The organism is Ruminococcus sp. MCC718 (assembly GCF_018783905.1).
Taxonomy (GTDB): Bacteria; Bacillota; Clostridia; order Lachnospirales; family Lachnospiraceae; genus Hominisplanchenecus; species Hominisplanchenecus faecis.
In genome coordinates this window covers 1-1,175 of sequence record NZ_WQNP01000075.1, presented here as the reverse complement: position 1 = coordinate 1,175, position 1,175 = coordinate 1, and the positions used below count along the sequence as shown (strand labels likewise).

Genomic DNA, 1,175 nt, shown 5'->3' with positions numbered 1-1,175 from the left:
TTTGATACCTAATTTTCAACCTGTATAAAATTTTCAATGTTCTTCAATTTAGCCTTGACTTTTTATTTGCAGGCTTGATTATACAATTCTCTGAACTGATTTGATAAACGTAAATCACGGTCAGTATTTAAAATGTCCTGCAAGAAAATTATATAGTCACATAATAAACGATTGAGTTTCACTTTATAATCAGATAAATGATCGGGAAGCGTAAAAGAATCAGAGGAAAAATCAAGGACTTCATCAGCATTTATAGGATTTGTACCGATAAAAACAGGATATATATGCAACTTGTTTCGTTCTCTTAGGATTTGCATGCGTTTTAACAAAGTGGTACTGCGTGTAATACGATGATCTTTGGCAGTGATGCAAAAGGGAATGCTGGAAAAATAGCATAATTTGTGCATATATTTTTGTGCATGTAAACTTGTGACAGAAAGACAGGAGTTTTTGAGAAGTGTTTTGGGCTGTGAAGGGCTGAACGCTAGGAGGTTGGAAAAAATATTAGCGGCAGCAGAACTCTTTTCTGTATCTGATCCGTAAATACAAATAGAGAAAATGGAAGATTCTTTTATAAGCTGAGTACATTTGTTAAATGAATCGTAAGAAACGATTGCATGAAATGAAATTGCATGTAATGTATATGCAAAGATGCTTAAAATATTTCTGTCAGAACATAAAAAACGAATGACGGAAACATAACTGTCGTCATACTCTGGTTTTACAAAAAAAGAATCAGATACAAGCGATTTTTGATCATCAATATCATAAAAAAGAAGCTCCTTGACAGAATGCTTTACTGGTGAATGGTCGCTTTCTAAAGGCATAAAATATAAAGGGTAGTCCTTGGAACTTGACCAGCCTATGTTAAAAACGTGGTTTGATAATACAGAGCATTCTTTTAAAAGAAGTCCACCGATATAGGATTTTAAAAGAGAGGATAATGTTTTGGAATTTATGATAGAACCATAGTCCTTTAAAATCTTTAAAAGTTTATCCGGAGATGGAGTACAGGTTATACGAGGATTTCTGTTGGGCTGGCATGATACAAAAGCATCAAGAGTATCTGTAATTTCAGTTCCTTTGATTTTATATTCAAGCCTGCAAATAAAAAGTCAAGGCTAAATTGAAGAACATTGAAAATTTTATACAGGTTGAAAATTAGGTATCAAAAT

The 1,175-nt window shown here is 32.8% G+C and carries 1 protein-coding gene; it reads right to left on the bottom strand.

The genetic code is table 11. From position 1 onward, the window contains the following. Positions 1 to 62: 62 nt before the first annotated feature. A complete protein-coding gene (locus GPK60_RS07995) occupies positions 63 to 827 on the bottom strand; it encodes a hypothetical protein (RefSeq protein WP_215659237.1) in 765 nt (254 codons plus the stop codon). Positions 828 to 1,175: the final 348 nt, after the last annotated feature.